Raw genomic sequence first — 15,543 nt, forward strand, 5'->3', positions numbered from 1 at the left:
GACCCGCGGCGCAGAAAATTGCCCCGGCATCGCTGCCCGCGCAATCTTCCGTTACGGCCGCGGCCCCTGGCTATCGGCCGCCGCGCCGCCCGTCGAGGCGAGGGCGGCGAGCCGTGCCTCGTGGCTGGCCCGGTCGATCGGATACCGCCGCAGGCCAATGGCCGCCATGACCGAAATCAAAATCATCAATCCGGCGAAAGTCCACGCCATTGCCGCGGCAGTGCTGGCTGGCCAGTCCTCGGGCCGCACTTGATCGCTCAACCCTGCAAAGGCGACAAGCTGGCCGACGAGAAAGATGCCGAGCGCCTGCCCGAATTTCTGGACCATCAGATAGCCGGCGAAGAAGACGCCCTCGATCCGCGTGCCATGATCGACCTCATGCGCTTCGACGATTTCGGCAACCATCGACGAGGTGGAAATGGTTGCCACCACCAACCCGAACAGCGACAGGGTCTGCAACGACAGCAAAAGCATCACCGAAGGCCATCCGCCCAGATCGGGCCACCAGCCCAGATTGCGTGCGGCATAGGGCAGGAAAGCGATCACGCCACTCGCGAGCGCGGCACCGATCGCGCTGTCGCGCTTGCCAAAGCGGCGGTGCGCATGGCCGACCGCCGCGAAAGCGCCGAAGACCGCGACGGCGAGCCCGACAGGATAGAAACGCAGCTGTGCATCGCTGAGTTGCCAGACATAGAGCATCATATAATTGGTCGACGCGATCGTCGTCGCATAGGCGCCCGTGACGAACAGCGCGCCGGACGCCAGCGCAAGAAACGCCGGGTTGCGAAAGGCAAGCAGGATGTCAGCGAGCATCGAATGGCCGTGCGGCCTGCGCGGCGGAGGCGGCAGCGACAGGATGCGGCGTTGCTGACCGAATGCCGACGCCAGCGTCGTCAGCAAGATCATGGCGGCGCCGAACAGACCGTAGGCGGTATAGCCGGATGTCTCGAGCAAGCCGCTGCGCGCGGGATCGTCGGAGACCAGAAAGACATTATAGGCAAGCGCCACGGCAAGGAGGCCGCCGAGCCAGCCGAACAGAAAGCGATAGCGCATCAGCGCGGTGCGCTCGTCATAATCGCGCGTCAGTTCGGCGACGAGCGAGATCGACGGAATTTCGCACGCCGACACCAATATCCGCACGGCCACGACATTGAGGAACAGGCCCAACGTCGAATGTTTTGCGATATCGGGCGACACCCACAGCAGCGTCCACACGATTGCCATCGGCAGAGCGGCGCCGTAAAGCCAGGGCAGCCTCCGCCCAAGCCGGGTTCGCGTCGCATCCGACAGCCGGCCGATCATCGGATCGACGATCGCATCGACCAGCATCGCGCCGATCAACACGAGCGACACGACGCGCGGATCGAAACCGAGCACCTGGTTGTAATAGATCATGAAGAAGGTAGTGAGCCCCGACTCCTTGATTCCGAGCGTTACGGCACCCACGCCATGCGCCACCTTGATGCGCGTCGGCAGCGCGCCCGGGAGAATATTGGCGCTCATTGCAGCGCGATCGTTTCGGATGCGGACAGCGCGGCGACGCGGGCTTCGTGGTCGGCGCGGTTGATCGGGAAGCGCGCGAAGATCCACGTCGACAGGATTGTCGCGACGATCACGATCAGGCTGTAGCTGACGACCAGCCGGTCGACCACTTGCGGTGCAACCTCGCCGGGAACGGCTTTCGCCGGCAGGCCCGACAGGCTGATCAGCAGGCCGGTGAGGCCGATCCCTACGGCGGTGGCGCATTTCTGGACGAACATCCAGCCGGCGGCGAACACGCCTTCGGTGCGGCGTCCGGTTTCGACCTGCGAGGCTTCGACGACGTCGGCGAGCATCGACTGTGCGGAGATCATCACCATCACCGCGTTGACGTTGGAAACGAGGATGAAGCCCATCAGCAGATTGCTCGAAAAGGCGGAGCCGGTTCCCGGCCAATGGCCCGAAAGGAACAGGCCGAACGGCGCCACCCAGAACGTCGTGCTGATGATCCCGCAGATCACCGCGACGCGCTTCTTGCCGAACCGGTGGTGGAGTGGCTGCACAAACACGAAGGACAGCAGGACGCTGACCATCAGCAGCCATGGCAGCGCCGCGAAGGCGCCATCGGAAAAGCGCCAGACATAAAGATAAAGGAAGTTCGAGATGGTGAAGGTCATCTGCGTGCTCGAAATCGCGATCAGCGAGGCGCCGAGCAGGATCAGCGCCGCCGGGTGGCGCAGCGATTCCCAAATCTCGGCAAAGGCGCGCCGGGGCGTTCCGGGTTCGGGCTTCGTCGCGGGCAGATGCGCTATGCGCCGATGCTGGCCGAGCGCCGAGATGAAAACCGTCACCGCCATGATGATCGCCCCGCACAGGCCGTAGAGCCAGTAGCCCGCAGGATTGAGCTGCCCGAACTTGTGCGTCGCGTCGGGCCGCAGGAAGACGGTGTTGGCGAGGAAGAAGACGAGCAGCCCGCCGCCCCAGGCGAAGAGGAAGCGGAAGCGGACCAGCGCGGTGCGCTCGTCATAATCGCTTGTCAGTTCGGCGACGAGCGATTGCGACGGCACTTCGCAGCACGATACCAGCGTGCGCACCAACACCGCGACGACCACCAGATAGGCAAAGATGTGCGTATGGTCGTCGGGCGGCGACCACAGCAGCATCCATGCGAGCCCGAGCGGCAGCGGCGCGAGATAGAGCCACGGATGGCGGCGGCCCCAGCGCGTATAGGTGCGGTCCGAAAAATAGCCGATCAGCGGATCGACGAAGGCATCGGCGAGCAGCGCGAACATCAGCGCCAGCGAAACTAGGCTCGCATCGAGCCCGACCACCTGGCTGTAAAAGATCAGGAGGAAGGTCGAAAAGCCGTTGTCCTTGACCCCATAGGCAACGCTGCCGAGGCCGTGGAATAATTTGAGCCCGAGCGGCAGGCGCGCCTGCGCCGGGGTCTCGGCGGTCACGCCGCGGCTCCGGCCTTGGCCGCATCCTCCATGGCTATCAGGGCGTCGAACAGGCCGGGCGCTTCGGGATCCCAGGCGTGGCGCTGGCCGATCGTCAGACCGCCGTCGACCAGCATATGCGTGCCGGTCATGAAGCTCGCCTCCTCGCTCGCCAGATAGGCGACGGCATTGGCGATGTCGTCGGGTTGTCCGCCGCGCGCGACCGGCTGCGCATGCGCACTCATTTCGGCGATCACCGCCTTGGCCGCATCCTTGCTTTCGTCGGGCACCTCGAGCGAGGTGGTGAAGATATTGGTGTTGATGAAGCCGGGGCAGATCGCGTTCACGCGGATGCCATATTGGGCAAGATCGGTCGCCGCGACCTTGGTCAGATGCAGCACGCCCGCCTTGGCGACGGCATAGGCGGTCGGCGAATAGCCAGCGCCGAGCGCCGCGACGCTCGCAGTGTTGACGATCGCGGCGCCTTTGCGGCCCTTCATGTGAGGCGCAGCATAGCGGATGCCCATCGCGACCGATTTGAGGACGAGGTTCATCGTCCAGTCCCATCCGTCGGGCGTGATTTCGTCGATCGGGGCGCGGTCGCCGCCTGCGGCAGCATTGTTGAACACGATGTCGATGCCGCCGCCGCGCTTCGCGGCTTCGTCCATCAGCGCTTCGATGTCCGACGCGACGGTGACGTCGCACCGGATGAATTCGATCCGGCCGTTCGACGCCGCGGCAAGAGCCTGACCGCCCGCCTCGTCGATGTCGGCTGCGAAAACATGGGCGCCTTCGCCCGCGAGTTTCAGAACGGCCGCCTTGCCAATACCCGATGCTGCGCCGGTGACGACGGCGACCTTGCCTGCGAATCGCATTTCCTGCTCTCCCGTTTTCTTTTGCCACTTAGCTTAGGCGCATGGGAGGGCGCGTCAACGGCCCGCAATCGGACGCTACGGCGCCGTAACGGCAGCGCGGCACGGCCAAGTTGACGCTTGCGTAAACCGGGCGACTCCCCTTAGTTTGCGCGCCAGAAGAGGAGCCCGAAAGATGAGCGATCAGGACGCTTTCCGCGCCGAAGTGCGCGCCTGGCTGGAAGCCAATTGCCCCCCCGAAATGCGCGAACCCGTCCGCGACGAAGGCGATGTGTGCTGGGGCGGCCGCAAATGGGTTTTCAAGAATGACGCCCAGAAACAATGGCTCGAAGCCTGCGCCGCAAAGGGCTACACCGTTCCCGATTGGCCGAAGGAATATGGCGGCGCCGGGCTGACCCCCGAACAGACCAAGATCCTGAAACAGGAAATGAAGCGGATCAACGCGCGCTCGCCGCTCGACAGCTTCGGCATCTGGATGCTCGGCCCCGCGCTGCTCAAATTCGGTACCGAAGAGCAGAAGGTCCATTATCTGAACCAGATCGCGCGCGGCGAAATCCGCTGGTGCCAGGGCTATTCGGAACCCGGCTCGGGCAGCGACCTCGTCTCCCTGCAGACCTTCGGCGAGGACAAGGGCGATCACTGGGTCGTCAACGGATCGAAGATCTGGACCAGCTATGCCGACAAGGCCGACTGGATCTTCTGCCTCGTCCGCACCGACAAGGCGAACAAATATCAGGGCATCACCTTCATGCTCTTCGACATGGAGAGCAAGGGCGTCACGACCAAGCCGATCCTGCTGATTTCGGGCAATTCGCCCTTCTGCGAAACCTTCTTCGACGATGTCGAAGTGCCCAAGACGCAGTTCGTCGGCGAGATCAACCGGGGCTGGGACGTCGCCAAATATCTCCTCGGCCACGAACGCGAGATGATTTCGGGCGGCGGTGCGGGCGGCGACATGGTCAGCATCGGCGGCGCCTTTGCCAAGGCGATCGGCAAGAACGACCATGGCGAACTCGACGATCCGATCCTGCGCGCCGAAATGGCGGCGTTCGACGTCGATGTCTTTGCCTATCGCGCGATGGGCGAACGCTTCATGGACATGTGGAAGACCGGCCGCGCGCACCCCGCCTCGTCGAACATGATGAAATATGTCGGGACCGAGCTCAACAAGCGCCGCCACGAACTCGTCATGTCGGGCGGTGGCAGCGAAGCGCTCGAATGGGACAGCCCCGAAACAAAGGGTGGCGCCCGCCCGCGCGCGTGGCTGCGCACCAAGGCCAATTCGATCGAAGGCGGCACGAGCGAAGTGATGCTCAACGTCATCGCCAAGCGTATCCTCGATTTGCCCGGAGCCTGACCCATGCCCTTGTATCACAATGACGATCAGGCGATGCTCAAGGACAGCGTCGCGCCCTTTGTGGCCGAACAGGCCCCCGTCTCGCACCTCCGCAAGCTGCGCGACGAGGCCGACGCCACCGGCTTCTCGCGCGACCTGTGGGCGCAGTTCACCGAAATGGGCCTGCCCGGCATGCTGGTGCCGGAGGCGCATGGCGGGCTCGGCATGGGGCATATGGAAGCGGGCATCGTGCTCGAGGAAATCGGCCGCAACCTGACGCCGTCGCCCTTCCTCGCGACCAGCGTCGGCGCGGTCGCCGCGCTGGCGAAGGCGGGCGGAACGCAGGCGGGCCGCTGGCTTCCCGCCATCGCCAGCGGCGAGGCGATCGTCGCACTCGCGATCGACGAGGGTGCCAAGCACCGCCCCGACCGCATCGCGACCACCGCGACACGCGCCGGCAACGGCTTTCGATTGGACGGCAAGAAAAGCTTCGTCCTCCACGGCCATGTCGCCGACATGAGCATCGTCGCGGCGAAAACCGACGGCGGTATCACCCTGTTCGCGGTGGCGAAGGATGCAAGGGGGCTGACCGCCGATCCGCGCCGCCTCGTCGACTCCTCGCTTGCAAGCCATGTCACCCTCGACGGCGTCGAGGTCGATGCCGACGCGGTGATCGGCGAAGTCGATGCCGGCGGCGACATCCTCGACGCGCTGCTGGCCGCCACCCGCACCGGCGCTGCCGCCGAAATGGTCGGCGTCGGCCAGGGCGCGATGGACATGACCGTCAATTACCTCAAGGAACGCAAGCAGTTCGGCAAGCTGATCGGCGAGTTTCAGGCGCTCCAGCACCGCGCCGCGCATCTCTATGGCGAGATGGAAGTCGCGCGCGCCACGGTGATGAAGGCGCAGCAGCTCCTCGACGAAGGCAGCGAAGGCGCGAAGCTGATGGTCTCGGTCGCCAAGGCCAAGGCCGGCCGCGCCGCCAACCTTGCGGTGCGCGAAGGCGTTCAGATGCACGGCGGCATCGGCATGACCGACGAATATGACATCGGCCTCTACATGAAACGCGACCGCGCGCTCGCCGAATTCATGGGCGATGTGCATTACCATATCGACCAGGTCGCCCGGATGAACGGATACTGAAACGACTCAAACCCCCTGCCGCCTGCGGGAGGGGAGTGATCGGAGAAAAACAATGAACCTCAATGATATGTTCGGCCTCAACGGCCGCATCGCGCTCGTCACCGGCGGTTCGCGCGGCATCGGCAAGATGATCGTCGAAGGCTATCTCGCCGCGGGATGCGCGCGCGTCTATATCTCAGCGCGCAAAACGGCGCAGATCGAGGAAGCCGTCGCCGATTTCGAAACGCGCTATCCGGGCAAGGTCATCGGCCTTCCCGTCGATCTTTCGACCGTCGAAGGCTGCCGCGCGCTCGCCAAGGAACTCGAAGCACGCGAGGAAAAGCTCGACATCCTCGTCAACAATGCGGGCGCCGCCTGGGGCGAACCCTTCGAGAATTTCCCCGAAGCCGGCTGGGACAAGGTGATGGACATCAACGTCAAATCGCCCTTCTTCCTGACCCAGGCGTTGCACAATCTGCTGAAGGCGGCGGGCACGCCCGCACAGCCGGCAAAGGTCATCAACATCGGATCGATCGACGGCATGCGCCTCAACCCATGGGAAACCTACAGCTATCATGCGTCGAAGGCGGCGATCCTCTATCTGACCAAGCGCATGGCGGCGCGGCTGGTGCAGGACAATATCATCGTCACCGCGATCGCACCCGGCGCCTTCCAGTCGGACATGAACAAGGCGGCGCGCGACCATGGCGACGCAGTTGCCAAGAGCATCCCGACCAAGCGCATCGGCGTGCCCGAGGATATGGCCGGCGCAGCGATCTTTCTCGCATCGAAGGCGGGCGATTATGTCGTCGGCGAAACGATCGCGGTCGACGGCGGTCTCGTCCATGGCGACCTCAAGACCAGCATCGACGCTTAGGCCGCTTCTTGTTGGCCACCCCGGACTTGATCAGGGGGGCATCCCTGTCGAACCGTAACCGCGTTATGGCGAGCCGACAGGAAATTGACTCGCCGCGCGCGCAGGTGTATTATTCAGATAATGCACCAAGGAGACAGTCCATGCGTTTCGCCTTCCTGATTCCCCCGATGCTGTTGCTCGGCGCCTGCGGCCACGCCGAAGACAAGAGCGATAAGGCCGAGATCACGGTGAATGCCGATGGCGACGGCGGCAATGTCCGGATCACCGCCGGCAAGGACGGCGGCAAGGTCAGCATCGATGGCGACCACGGCTCGATGAGCTTCAAGCTCCCCGATTTCGCCAATATCGACGTCGATAGCGATTTCGATATCGACGGGGTGAAGCTCTATCCGGGCAGCAAGATCGCAAGCATCGACGTCAATGCGAGTGACAAGGGCGGCGCCGACAAGGCGAGGGTGCGCCTCGGCTTCACCTCGCCGGCGGCGCCCGCCAAGGCAGCCGACTGGATGGCCGGCGAATTTGCGAAGAAGAATATCCAGGTCCAGCGCGCCGGCGACACGCTGCGCGGAACCGACAAGGACGGCGCCGATTTCACGATCAGCTTCGAACCCGCGGGCGAGACGAGCAAGGGCGAGGTGCGGATCGTCAAGAATTGACCCCTCGTCATGGCGAGGCGCGAAGCGATTGCTTCGCCTTGCTCCTCGCCATGACGGTGTTCGGGTCTACCCGCTGTTGCGCAGCGCGGTTGCGATCGCGTTGATGGTCAACTGGATGCCCTCGGCGATGCGGGGGTCGGTTTCGCCCGCGCGGTGGCGCTTCATCAATTCGATCTGCAGCAGGTTGAGCGGCTCGATATAGGGCAGGCGCAGGCGGATCGATGCCTCGAGCGCTGGATTATTCTCGAGCAGCCGCGACTGGCCGGTGATTGTCAAAAGCCCGTCGTGGGCGCGGTGCCAGCCGTCGCGGATGCGCGAAAAAATCGCCGCATGCCCGCCCACATCCCCGGCCAGTTCGGCATAGCGCGCGGCGATGCCGATGTCCGATTTTGCCAGTACCATTTCCATATTTCCGAGCAGCGCGCCGAAGAAGGGCCAGCTTTGCGCCATATCGGCGAGCAGCGCCTGGTCCGCGAACGCCGCAAAGGCCTCGCCGGTGCCGTACCAGCCGGGCAGCATGGTGCGCGCCTGCGCCCAGCTGAACACCCAGGGGATCGCGCGCAGGTCCTCGATCGCGGTCGATTTGGTGCGGCTCGACGGCCGCGATCCGATCTTCAGCGTCGCGATCTCGGCGATCGGCGTCATTGCACGGAAGAAGTCCTTGAAGGCGGGCGTGTCGTAAACGAGGCCGCGATAGGCGGCGAAGGCGTCGTTCGACAGCGCGGTCATAGCACCCGCAAAGCGCCCGGCGTCGTCCGCGCTCATCGCCTCGGGCTCGAGGCTGGCGAGCAGGCTTGCCGATACCATCGCCTCCAGATTGGTCGCGGCGCTGTCGGCGGTGCCATATTTGGCCGCGATCACTTCACCCTGTTCGGTGATGCGGATGCGGCCCTGCACCGTCCCCGCGGGCTGCGCGCGGATCGCAGCGAAAGCGCTGCCGCCGCCGCGCCCGACCGCACCGCCGCGACCGTGGAACAGCTGCATCGCGGTATCGGCGGCCTCGAACACCGGGGTCAACGCTTCCGATGCCTGGTAGAGCCCCCATGTTGAGGTCAGATAGCCGCCATCCTTGTTCGAATCCGAATAGCCGATCATCACTTCCTGATGTCCGCGCGCGACGACATGCGGCGCAATCTCGGGCAGCGCGAAATAGGCGGCCATGATCCCCGGCGCCTCGTCGAGGTCGGCGATGGTTTCGAACAGCGGCACGACCATCAGATTGTCCTGCGCCTCGGCCGACCACAATCCGGCTTCGCGGGCGAGGACATGGACTTCGAGCAGGTCGGACAGGCTTTCGGCCTTGCTGATGATCCACTGGACGATCGCCTCGACGCCCAGCCTGGCGCGGATCGCGGCGGCGGCGTGGACGATCGCGAGTTCGCCGGCGGTTTCTTCGCTCCATTTGTGCCACGGCGCGGCAAGCGGGCGGTTGGTCGCCAGTTCGCGGCGCAGCAGCTCGACGCGCGCCTCTTCGCCCAAGCTGAGATAATCGCCTTCGACGCCCGCGACCGCGAGCAGCTCGGCGAGCACGCGTTCGTGCACCGCGCTGTTCTGCCGCATGTCGAGCGTCGCAAGGTGGAAACCGAAGACCTCGACCGCGCGGATCAACCGGCCGAGCGCGCCGATGCCGCCAAGCTGGCCCTCGCCGCTCGCCGACAGGCCGGCGGCGATGGTGACGAGGTCGCGGCGAAAATCGGCGGGAGCGGCATAGGCGTCGCCGGCCAGTGCCGACGGCCGCGGCGGCGCGCGCCCGACGATGCCGGCATAGGTTGCGCACAACCTGGCATAGATGCCCGACAGTGCGCGGCGATAGGGCTCGTCGCTGCGGCTCGGCGCGGTATCGCCGCTCGCCGCGGCCAGTGCCTCGACCGCTTCGGAGACTGTCGCGAGCGAAGACGACACCGACAGTTCGGCGCCGAGCGCATGCACCGCGTCGATATAATGGCCGAGCACCGCGGCGGCGTTGCGGCTCGTTGCCATATGCAGCGTCTCGGCGGTGACGAAAGGATTGCCGTCGCGGTCGCCGCCGATCCAGCTCCCGACGCGCAGGAAACTTGCCGGGCGCGCGCCAAGTTCCTGTTCCCAGCGCGCATAAAGCTTGGGGATCACGGGCACGAACACGTCGCGCAAATAGGTCAGCGCATTGTCGATCTCGTCGGCAACGAACAATTTTTCGGTGCGCAGCGGCCGCGTCTGCCACAGCAGCACGATCTGGCGGCGGATCGCTTCCTCGACGACATCGCCCTCGGCGGTTTCCTCGACGCCGGCATCGCGCAGCCGCATCAGCTCGGCGATGCGGTTCTTGTGGTCGAGCATCGACTTGCGGCGCACCTCGGTCGGGTGCGCGGTGAGCACCGGCGCGACCAGCGCGGCGCCGAGCAGCGCCGCGACCGCATCGCCATCGATACCGTCCTGTTTCAGCCGGGCAAGCGCTGCCGCCACCGTCGCCTCGGGCTCGGCGGCGACGCCCTGCCGGTCTTCGGCCAGATTGGCGAGCATCGAAAACAGCATGAAGCCGCGCACGAAGGCGATGGTATCGTCGAGGCTCAGCGCCTCCAGCCCCGGATCGATCGTCTCGGCGCCCGCGATGCCGCGATGCCGGTCGACGCTCGACGACCGGATATATTCGGTCTGCCGGAACAGCTTCTCGCCGCCATAGGCGCGAATGACGTCGCCGAGGATTCGCCCGAGATAGCGGATGTCGGGATTTTGCGAGATCTGGATTGGTGGGCCCATGGACGCAGCTTGCTGCACCGCAACAGGCGCCGGGTCAAGCGGCGCATAGCTATGCCTTTATTACGTGTCTGTTAAAGCTATTGAAATGGCTTGGGCTGAGGGAGGCAATATGAAGCAACGAAGCGCCATGATTGCCGTCGGCACAGCACTGCTCCTTTCCGTGGGCGTCGTTTTGTCGCTGGCCATGGGATCGGAGGTGTCGGGCGACGAATATATCATGTCGCCGCCCTCCAGGCCTTCGGCCGGAGCCACGCCGGTCAGGCCGTGGCCGCAAGCCGCCGAGGTCCGCCTGTTCGTTGAAGATCTATCTTATGACGATCAAGAAAAGATGGGGAAATGGACGTCGCGACCCGAAGGCATTCGCCTGACAAAGGCGCAGCGGGATATTCTCGACGGATCGGTATTTCTTTACCGTCTGACAAAGAAGGAATGGGCTGAGCGGGTCCATGCGGCTTGCTTTATTCCGCATCACTTCTTTCGATATTATGACGGATCGGGGCATCAGCTCGGCGAGATTCAGGTCTGCTACTGCTGCCAAGGTGTCGGCATGACTCCCGCGCTTCGCCGGACCGATTCCTATGACGAATGGCAGTTCGACTTTCCGAGAGTCGAAAAGATGCTGCACGAGATGGGCGTGCGCACAGACCTAAACTGTGACGGCTGAGGTCAGCGCGTCTTCACCATCACCAGCGTGCCCAGGTCGATCCGCGGCGCACCGTCGAAGGTCACGCTGTTGCGCGTGTCGGTGATGAACATCAGCTTGCCCGACGCATCGGTGATCCTCGCCGCCACGGCATAGCTGTGGCGCGGGTCGAGACGGCGCTGGTCGACAGTCAGCGAAAAGGCGAAGGGCACCTGCCGGCCGTCGGCGGTGAAGCTCTGGCGTGCGATCACCGACGCGGGCGCATCCATCAGGCTGACGTCGGCCAGCGTCACCTCGACCTGCGCCGTCGGCGGCAGTGCCATGCGTTCGCGATAGGTTATCGCGCCGGTCACCGACACGGGCTGCTCGGCGGGCGCGAAGCTTGCGCAGGCGGCAAGGGGCAGGGCGGCGATGCCGATGGCGAGCGAGGCGATGGCGCGGTTCATGGCGATACTCCTGTTGACCAAATATCTGGCAATCGCCTGGCATCCTCCGGCTGAACCGGGCCTGTCAGCCCTCCAGTTCGACATCCCAGTAAAGCCAGTCGATCCAGCTTTCGTGCAGATAGCCCGGCGGAAAGGCGCGGCCATTGTCCTGAAGCTGCCAGCTCGTCGGACGCCACGGCTTCTGGTGCAGCGGCATATGCGCCTGCGCCGGCGTCCGCCCGCCCTTGCGCAGATTGCACGGCGCGCAGGCGGTGGTGACATTTTCCCAGCTCGTCCGTCCGCCCAGCCGCCGCGGCACGACATGATCGAAGGTCAGGTCCTTGCCTGACCCGCAATATTGGCAGGCGAAGCGATCGCGCAGGAACAGGTTGAAGCGCGTGAAGGCGGGATATTGCGACGGCTTCACATATTGGCGCAGCGCGATGACGCTGGGGATCGGCATTGTCCGCGTCGGCGAATGGATTTCGCGCTCGTAATTCTCGACGATCGTGACGCGATCGAGGAATACCGCCTTGACCGCGGTCTGCCACGGCCACAGGCTCAGCGGGTAATAACTCAGCGGCGTATAATCTGCATTGAGGACGAGAGCCGGACAATTATCGGGATGCCGGGCAAGATCGGGATGGAACATGGCTTGGTAACGCTGCCCCCTATGCTGCTCGGGATGGCGCGCCACTGCCTTCCTCGCGTGACACCATCATTACATGACGCATCAGAATCTGGCGTCAAGGGGGGATGTGTCGCAATATATGGAATGGATGGATTGAGAGCCCCACAGCATATGGATTCGGTCGCTGAGCCATGCTGACCCGCTTCGCCCCCAGCCCGACCGGCGAACTGCACCTTGGCCACGCGTTCAGCGCGATCCTCGCGCATGATGCCGCGCGCGCCGCTGGCGGCGGGTTCCACCTCCGCATCGACGACATCGACGGCAGCCGTTCGCGCGAGGTGTTTGTCGGCGCTGCGCTCGCCGATCTCGAATGGCTCGGCCTGACATTCGACGGCGCCCCGGTTCGCCAGTCGCAACATCTGGGCGATTATGCCGCCGCGCTCGCCGATCTTCGCCAACGCGGGCTCGTCTACCCCTGCTTCTGCACCCGCGCCGATATTGCCGCCAGCCTCGCAGCGCCGCACGGAGCACCGGCGGACGGCGCGCCGCTTTATCCCGGTACCTGCCGCCACCTCGGCGCGGCCGAGCGCGAACGGCGATTGGCGCAGGAGCCACATTGCTGGCGGCTCGACATGGCAAGCGCGGTCGCGATTGCGGGCCCGCTCGTCTGGGAGGAGGAGGGGCAGGGGCCGCGCGCCGCCGATCCCGCCGCGCATGGCGACGTCGTCCTCGCGCGCAAGGATGCCCCTGCCAGCTATCATCTCGCGAGCACGATCGACGACGCCGCGATGGGGGTGACGTTGGTGGTTCGCGGCGCAGATCTGATCGCCTCGACCGACGTCCACCGGCTGCTCCAGGCGCTGCTCGGTTTTCGGCCCCCGGTCTACCGCCACCATGCGCTTGTCTGCGGCGCCGACGGCAAGCGGCTCGCCAAGCGCGACGGCGCGGCGGCGCTTGCCGCGCTGCGCGCTGCGGGCGCGGACGGGCGCGCGCTGGCCGATGATTTGCGCGCCGGGCGGCTTCCGGCTGGATATTCGCTGCAAATGCCCTAAATAGAAGACATGCAGGTGCTTCTCATCCTTGCGGTCGTTGCGTCGGCCGGCCTCGTCCTCTTCGCGCTCGCGCGCGGGCTCTTCTATTTCGCGCAGGGTCACCGCGCCGCGATGGAGGGCAATGAGCATGAAAATCAGCTCATGCAGAACCGGATGATGATGGCGCGCGTGAAGTGGCAGGCGGTGACGATCATCCTGATCGTGCTCATCGGCCTTCTCGCCGCGGGTAGCTGATCGCGGCGCGTCCGCCCGCAGCCCCTCGCTTATGGTCAAGCTCAACAAAATCTATACGCGCACCGGCGATGACGGCACGACGGGCCTCGTCGACGGGTCGCGCATCGCCAAGTCCGACGCGCTGATGGAAGCGATTGGCGATGTCGACGAGGCGAACAGCGCCCTCGGCATCGCGGTCACGGCGCTGCCTGCGGGCGGCGAGGCAGCGGCGATGTTCGCGCGCATTCAGAACGAATTGTTCGACCTTGGCGCCGATCTCGCGACGCCTGCCGATCCGCAGCATGGCTTCGGCCCGCACCAAATGGCGCTGCGCATCGTCGCGAGCCAGATCGCGCGGCTGGAGGCGGAGATCGACGCGATGAACGACAGGCTCGCGCCGCTGTCCAGCTTCATCCTGCCCGGCGGCACCGAAGCCGCGGCACGCCTCCACCTCGCGCGCGCGATCGCGCGCCGCGCCGAACGGGCGGCGGTCGCCGCGGCGGCGACGCGGCCGCTCAACCCGCTGGCGCTTGCCTATCTCAACCGCCTGTCCGACCATCTTTTCGTCGCGACGCGCCACCTCAACGCCGCGGCGGGGGGTGACATCCTGTGGAAGCCCGGCGCGACGCGCTAGGACCGATCGCCTTATTGTTCTTCTTTTGTTCTAGACAATTCTCCGTCCTGTAACCATATTGGGGCAGGCGACGAAACCGAATCGCTCTTCGGGGGATTGTCAAACCATGGCCAGCCGAACCGATGCTTCGCCCACGACCGCTCCTTCGGCGGACGACCTGACCCGGCGCTTCACTGCGACGCGGCAGCTCTCGCTCGACCTTGTCGCGCGCCTGTCCGACGCCGACGCCAGCGTGCAGTCGATGCCCGACGCATCGCCCGCCAAATGGCATCTGGCGCATACGAGCTGGTTTTTCGAAACCTTCGTCCTGCGCGATCATTGCCCCGGCTATTCGCTGTTCGATGACCGCTTCGCCTATCTGTTCAACAGCTATTATGAGGCAGAGGGGCCGCGCCACGCGCGTCCGCGCCGCGGCCTGCTGACGCGGCCGTCGCTCGATGCGGTGCGCGATTGGCGCGCGCATGTCGATACGGCGGTCGTGAGGGCGCTGCCGACGCTGTCGCCGGCCGCGCGCGCGCTCGTCGAGCTTGGGATCCATCATGAACAGCAGCATCAGGAATTGCTGCTCACCGACATCAAGCATCTGTTCGCGCAGAACCCGCTCGGGCCCGCCGTTTGGGACGCCTCCGACAGTGCAATTGCGAATGAAGTTGCGCAGTTTTCGGCCGATTCTTCGACATCGTCTGCCGCGGCGGCGCCGCTGCGCTGGATCGCGGGTACCGAGGGGATCGTTGCCGTGGGGCATGAGGGCGAGGGTTTCGCGTTCGACTGTGAACTTCCCCGCTTTTCGGCGCTTCTTGCGCCGCATGCGCTCGCCAATCGACCGGTAACGAACGGCGAGTGGCGCGACTTCATCGCCGACGGCGGCTATCGCACCCCGTCGCTGTGGCTCAGCGACGGCTGGACATGGGTCCAGGCCGAAGGCGTCGACGCCCCCGCTTATTGGGAGGGTGATCGCCAGTTCACCCTTGCCGGATGGCAGGGGATCGACCCCGCCGCTCCCGTGACGCACATCAGTTTTTTCGAAGCCGACGCCTTCGCCAGTTGGGCGGGCGCGCGGCTGCCGACCGAATTTGAATGGGAAGCGGCGGCGGCGGGATATGATCCGCGCGCGGGGCAGCAGCTCGATGCCGCCGGCCCGGTGCATCCGGCGGCGGACGGCTCCGCATCGGACGGCGCTGCGCTTGGGGGGATGTTCGGCGGGGTCTGGGAATGGACCGGCAGCGCCTATCGTCCCTATCCCGGTTTTCGCGCCGCGCCGGGCGCGGTCGGCGAGTATAACGGCAAGTTCATGAGCGGCCAGTTCGTGCTGCGCGGTGGCAGCTGTGCGACCCCGCGCCGCCATGTTCGCGCCTCCTACCGCAATTTCTTCTACCCCCACCAGCGCTGGCAGTTCACCGGCCTGCGCCTTGCCAAGGATTTGTGATC

At 65.2% G+C, this 15,543-nt stretch carries 15 protein-coding genes; 9 read left to right on the forward strand and 6 right to left on the reverse strand.

The window, feature by feature from the left end:
• Positions 1–51 precede the first annotated feature (51 nt).
• The 3 genes from L0963_RS00990 to L0963_RS01000 are packed head-to-tail and all read right to left on the reverse strand — an operon-like array spanning position 52 to position 3,793.
• Positions 52–1,503, reverse strand: coding sequence for an MFS transporter (locus tag L0963_RS00990; RefSeq protein WP_062901658.1), 1,452 nt, complete (start codon positions 1,501–1,503; stop codon positions 52–54).
• A complete protein-coding gene (locus tag L0963_RS00995; protein ID WP_062901659.1) occupies positions 1,500–2,939 on the reverse strand; it encodes an MFS transporter in 1,440 nt (479 codons plus the stop codon). The genes L0963_RS00990 and L0963_RS00995 overlap by 4 nt, the downstream gene beginning before the upstream one ends.
• On the reverse strand, positions 2,936–3,793 hold the full coding sequence (locus L0963_RS01000; RefSeq protein WP_062766081.1) for an SDR family NAD(P)-dependent oxidoreductase: 858 nt from the start codon (positions 3,791–3,793) through the stop codon (positions 2,936–2,938). Before L0963_RS01000 ends, L0963_RS00995 begins: the two co-directional genes overlap by 4 nt.
• A gap of 172 nt (positions 3,794–3,965) precedes the next feature.
• Between L0963_RS01000 and L0963_RS01005 the strand changes: the two genes are divergently transcribed.
• The 4 genes from L0963_RS01005 to L0963_RS01020 all read left to right on the forward strand — a co-directional run bounded on the left by L0963_RS01005 (position 3,966) and on the right by L0963_RS01020 (position 7,781).
• Entirely contained in the window at positions 3,966–5,147 is a 1,182-nt protein-coding gene (locus tag L0963_RS01005; RefSeq protein WP_003041330.1) for an acyl-CoA dehydrogenase family protein, read from the forward strand.
• 3 nt (positions 5,148–5,150) lie between these two features.
• Positions 5,151–6,269, forward strand: a complete 1,119-nt coding sequence (locus L0963_RS01010; protein WP_234178477.1) for an acyl-CoA dehydrogenase family protein — start codon at positions 5,151–5,153, stop codon at positions 6,267–6,269.
• A gap of 52 nt (positions 6,270–6,321) precedes the next feature.
• Complete coding sequence (locus L0963_RS01015) at positions 6,322–7,125, forward strand: SDR family oxidoreductase (protein ID WP_062901663.1); 804 nt, start codon at positions 6,322–6,324, stop codon at positions 7,123–7,125.
• A 140-nt stretch (positions 7,126–7,265) separates the two neighbouring features.
• Complete coding sequence (locus L0963_RS01020; RefSeq protein ID WP_062901664.1) at positions 7,266–7,781, forward strand: hypothetical protein; 516 nt, start codon at positions 7,266–7,268, stop codon at positions 7,779–7,781.
• A gap of 66 nt (positions 7,782–7,847) precedes the next feature.
• Here L0963_RS01020 and ppc read toward each other — a convergent pair whose 3' ends face one another.
• Entirely contained in the window at positions 7,848–10,517 is a 2,670-nt protein-coding gene (ppc, locus tag L0963_RS01025; RefSeq protein WP_062901665.1) for a phosphoenolpyruvate carboxylase, read from the reverse strand.
• Between the two features lie 109 nt (positions 10,518–10,626).
• Here ppc and L0963_RS01030 point away from each other — a divergent pair, with 109 nt between their 5' ends.
• Complete coding sequence (locus tag L0963_RS01030) at positions 10,627–11,181, forward strand: hypothetical protein (RefSeq protein WP_062901666.1); 555 nt, start codon at positions 10,627–10,629, stop codon at positions 11,179–11,181.
• A 2-nt stretch (positions 11,182–11,183) separates the two neighbouring features.
• Here the strand turns inward: L0963_RS01030 and L0963_RS01035 are convergent, their stop codons facing one another.
• A complete protein-coding gene (locus tag L0963_RS01035) occupies positions 11,184–11,606 on the reverse strand; it encodes a YbaY family lipoprotein (RefSeq protein WP_186402853.1) in 423 nt (140 codons plus the stop codon).
• Positions 11,607–11,670: 64 nt separating this feature from the next.
• Entirely contained in the window at positions 11,671–12,237 is a 567-nt protein-coding gene (locus L0963_RS01040) for an HNH endonuclease (RefSeq protein WP_003041310.1), read from the reverse strand.
• Between the two features lie 170 nt (positions 12,238–12,407).
• On the opposite strand from L0963_RS01040, the gene gluQRS reads away from it, so the two are divergent.
• The 4 genes from gluQRS to egtB all read left to right on the forward strand — a co-directional run bounded on the left by gluQRS (position 12,408) and on the right by egtB (position 15,541).
• On the forward strand, positions 12,408–13,268 hold the full coding sequence (gene gluQRS / locus L0963_RS01045) for a tRNA glutamyl-Q(34) synthetase GluQRS (protein ID WP_234178478.1): 861 nt from the start codon (positions 12,408–12,410) through the stop codon (positions 13,266–13,268).
• 9 nt (positions 13,269–13,277) lie between these two features.
• Complete coding sequence (locus L0963_RS01050) at positions 13,278–13,502, forward strand: HIG1 domain-containing protein (protein ID WP_003041307.1); 225 nt, start codon at positions 13,278–13,280, stop codon at positions 13,500–13,502.
• Between the two features lie 31 nt (positions 13,503–13,533).
• Positions 13,534–14,115 carry a cob(I)yrinic acid a,c-diamide adenosyltransferase gene (locus L0963_RS01055; RefSeq protein ID WP_062901668.1) on the forward strand — a complete coding sequence of 194 codons (582 nt, stop codon included), beginning with the start codon at positions 13,534–13,536 and terminating at the stop codon, positions 14,113–14,115.
• Positions 14,116–14,221: 106 nt separating this feature from the next.
• Positions 14,222–15,541 carry an ergothioneine biosynthesis protein EgtB gene (gene egtB, locus L0963_RS01060; protein WP_234178479.1) on the forward strand — a complete coding sequence of 440 codons (1,320 nt, stop codon included), beginning with the start codon at positions 14,222–14,224 and terminating at the stop codon, positions 15,539–15,541.
• Positions 15,542–15,543: the final 2 nt, after the last annotated feature.

The sequence above is a fragment of the Sphingopyxis sp. NFH-91 genome (genome assembly GCF_021401285.1).
GTDB lineage: Bacteria > Pseudomonadota > Alphaproteobacteria > Sphingomonadales > Sphingomonadaceae > Sphingopyxis > Sphingopyxis terrae_A.

Coding starts and splice junctions, on each gene's coding strand:
- egtB (WP_234178479.1), top strand. CDS start 14,222: ATGGCCAGCCGAACCGATGCTTCGCCCACGACCGCTCCTTCGGCGGAC.
- L0963_RS01050 (WP_003041307.1), top strand. CDS start 13,278: ATGCAGGTGCTTCTCATCCTTGCGGTCGTTGCGTCGGCCGGCCTCGTC.
- gluQRS (WP_234178478.1), top strand. CDS start 12,408: ATGCTGACCCGCTTCGCCCCCAGCCCGACCGGCGAACTGCACCTTGGC.
- L0963_RS01040 (WP_003041310.1), bottom strand. CDS start 12,237: ATGTTCCATCCCGATCTTGCCCGGCATCCCGATAATTGTCCGGCTCTC.
- ppc (WP_062901665.1), bottom strand. CDS start 10,517: ATGGGCCCACCAATCCAGATCTCGCAAAATCCCGACATCCGCTATCTC.
- L0963_RS01030 (WP_062901666.1), top strand. CDS start 10,627: ATGAAGCAACGAAGCGCCATGATTGCCGTCGGCACAGCACTGCTCCTT.
- L0963_RS01010 (WP_234178477.1), top strand. CDS start 5,151: ATGCCCTTGTATCACAATGACGATCAGGCGATGCTCAAGGACAGCGTC.
- L0963_RS01035 (WP_186402853.1), bottom strand. CDS start 11,606: ATGAACCGCGCCATCGCCTCGCTCGCCATCGGCATCGCCGCCCTGCCC.
- L0963_RS01020 (WP_062901664.1), top strand. CDS start 7,266: ATGCGTTTCGCCTTCCTGATTCCCCCGATGCTGTTGCTCGGCGCCTGC.
- L0963_RS01005 (WP_003041330.1), top strand. CDS start 3,966: ATGAGCGATCAGGACGCTTTCCGCGCCGAAGTGCGCGCCTGGCTGGAA.
- L0963_RS01015 (WP_062901663.1), top strand. CDS start 6,322: ATGAACCTCAATGATATGTTCGGCCTCAACGGCCGCATCGCGCTCGTC.
- L0963_RS01000 (WP_062766081.1), bottom strand. CDS start 3,793: ATGCGATTCGCAGGCAAGGTCGCCGTCGTCACCGGCGCAGCATCGGGT.
- L0963_RS01055 (WP_062901668.1), top strand. CDS start 13,534: ATGGTCAAGCTCAACAAAATCTATACGCGCACCGGCGATGACGGCACG.
- L0963_RS00990 (WP_062901658.1), bottom strand. CDS start 1,503: ATGAGCGCCAATATTCTCCCGGGCGCGCTGCCGACGCGCATCAAGGTG.